The sequence below is a fragment of the Actinomadura rubrisoli genome, from assembly GCF_004349215.1.
Lineage (GTDB): Bacteria > Actinomycetota > Actinomycetes > Streptosporangiales > Streptosporangiaceae > Spirillospora > Spirillospora rubrisoli.
In genome coordinates, this window is the sequence record NZ_SMKU01000727.1 from 1 (window position 1) to 1096 (window position 1096).

A 1096-nucleotide genomic window follows, 5' to 3' on the forward strand; every position below is an offset into this window, starting at 1 on the left:
CGCAGCTCTAGGTTCCCGTCCGGTTGCGGCCGCCACCAGCCGGTTTCCCTTTTTGCCGGCCGAAGACCGCAGACGAGGTCGCTCAGTGTCCCGTGGGCTCCCAGATGTGTATAAGACACAGCGGCGGGCGCCGAATTCGGTGGCGAGGGCGGAGACCAGGAGCAGGCCGCGGCCGGCTTCGGCCCATTCCAGGACGCCGGGCGGGGCGCCGGGCGGCGTGGGTGCCACCGGGTCGCCGTCGCCGACCTCGCCGATGAGCAGCGGGCCGTCCAGGCGCAGGGCGAGCCGGACGGGGCCGGTGCCGTGCACGACCGCGTTGGTGATCAGCTCATCGACCATGAGGACGATGTCGTCGATGTCGGCCGGATCGGTGACCTGCCACTCGCGCAGCGTCCGTCCGGTGAGAGCCCGCGCCCGGGACGCCGCGCGGGTCTCCGCGGTCAGCTCCCAGGCCGCGCGATGGTGGTCGCAGTCGGCGGACTCTTCGATTCCCAGCCCCTTGGTACTCAATGCCCCGTCTCCTCACCTCTGGCGGTTTCCGCAGGTCAGCGACCTCAACAGGCATGTTCCCCGCCGAGGCCGCGCCATGGGGCCCGCCCGGAAGATCTGGCCGAACCGGCAGTTCCCCGTGCCGGTGGCGGCCATGGTGATGGCACCGGACCGCGCTGGCGCCTCCGCCGCGCCATCGGGTCGATCGAGAGCGAGTCCGTACTTTTCCCGCGTTCGTTCCTATTGAAGACGCATCGCCCATGGGCGCGGTGCACGAGCGCACGCAATCCTCACCCGGGGGTGAGGTGACCGAGGACACACGGGGCGGGGTGGAATGAGCACCCCCCGGTTGCCGTTAAGGTGGGTGCGTCGGTGTGGCATGTGTCCCCCGGGCTCTACCCAACGCCTTCGGGGAATACCGCCGGTCCGTACGGTCCGGGCTGGAGCTCCGTTGTGCCTTTCGCCGTGAGGCGACCACCACACCGGCCTCAACGCCGAGGCCCCGGCGAGATCTGATCTCGCCGGGGCCTCGGCGTTCGTGCGCGTCGGCGGGGAGCCTCAGGGCGCGGGCGGCGGGCGGCCGGGGGCTCGCCAGGCCGGCCGCGCG

1 protein-coding gene is annotated in these 1096 nt (G+C 71.8%); it reads right to left on the minus strand.

Annotation, left to right across the window (positions count from 1 at the left end; all coding sequences use genetic code 11):
- Positions 1 to 510: ATP-binding protein (locus E1298_RS47135; RefSeq protein WP_131903846.1), on the minus strand; the 510-nt coding region annotated here is incomplete at its 3' end.
- Between the last annotated feature and the right edge of the window lie 586 nt (positions 511 to 1096).